We start from the raw sequence: 852 nt of genomic DNA, 5'->3' as shown, positions 1-852 counted from the left end.
AAGCATGGTGACATGTGGAGCTGACGAATACTAATAGATCGAGGACTTAACCATATAATATGAAGCAATGTTATCTAGTTTTGAAAGAATATAAAAAACTTGTTGACTTTAAAAGTTAAATAAGTTAAAATGATTCTTGTCTTAAATGAATATAGTCTGGTAATGATGGCAGAGAGGTCACACCCGTTCCCATACCGAACACGGAAGTTAAGCTCTCTAGCGCCGATGGTAGTTGGGACCTTGTCCCTGTGAGAGTAGGACGTTGCCAGGCAAAATGGAGGATTAGCTCAGCTGGGAGAGCACCTGCCTTACAAGCAGGGGGTCGGCGGTTCGATCCCGTCATCCTCCACCATATATGTCGGAGGGGTAGCGAAGTGGCTAAACGCGGCGGACTGTAAATCCGCTCCTTCGGGTTCGGCAGTTCGAATCTGCCCCCCTCCACCATTCTTAATTAATGGGCTATAGCCAAGCGGTAAGGCAACGGACTTTGACTCCGTCATGCGCTGGTTCGAATCCAGCTAGCCCAGCCATTAAGAGCCATTAGCTCAGTTGGTAGAGCATCTGACTTTTAATCAGAGGGTCGAAGGTTCGAATCCTTCATGGCTCACCATTTTAAATAAATATGCGGGTGTGGCGGAATTGGCAGACGCACTAGACTTAGGATCTAGCGCCTTTGGCGTGGGGGTTCGACTCCCTTCACCCGCACTTTTAATAAAATAACTCAAACATGTCTTGCGGAAGTAGTTCAGTGGTAGAATACAACCTTGCCAAGGTTGGGGTCGCGGGTTCGAATCCCGTCTTCCGCTCCAATTTTCAATATGACATGCCGGGGTGGCGGAACAGGCAGACGCA

At 48.0% G+C, this 852-nt stretch carries 6 tRNA genes and 1 rRNA gene; all 7 read left to right on the top strand.

Annotated elements, in window-relative coordinates:
• Positions 1 to 155: 155 nt before the first annotated feature.
• Positions 156 to 271: ribosomal RNA gene (rrf, locus tag ACSG5Z_RS29665) — 5S ribosomal RNA — on the top strand.
• Between the two features lie 5 nt (positions 272 to 276).
• Positions 277 to 352: transfer RNA gene (locus ACSG5Z_RS29660), tRNA-Val, on the top strand.
• A gap of 8 nt (positions 353 to 360) precedes the next feature.
• Positions 361 to 444 (top strand) — tRNA-Tyr (locus ACSG5Z_RS29655).
• 11 nt (positions 445 to 455) lie between these two features.
• Positions 456 to 530, top strand: a tRNA-Gln gene (locus ACSG5Z_RS29650).
• A gap of 4 nt (positions 531 to 534) precedes the next feature.
• A tRNA-Lys gene (locus tag ACSG5Z_RS29645) sits at positions 535 to 610 on the top strand.
• Between the two features lie 14 nt (positions 611 to 624).
• Positions 625 to 705: transfer RNA gene (locus tag ACSG5Z_RS29640), tRNA-Leu, on the top strand.
• Positions 706 to 734: 29 nt separating this feature from the next.
• Positions 735 to 809 (top strand) — tRNA-Gly (locus ACSG5Z_RS29635).
• Positions 810 to 852 lie beyond the last annotated feature (43 nt).

Origin of the sequence: Bacillus pretiosus, assembly GCF_051294775.1 — a bacterium.
Lineage (GTDB): Bacteria > Bacillota > Bacilli > Bacillales > Bacillaceae_G > Bacillus_A > Bacillus_A wiedmannii.
Note: the sequence above shows the minus strand (reverse complement) of the source record. Positions and strands in the feature narration are given on the sequence as shown.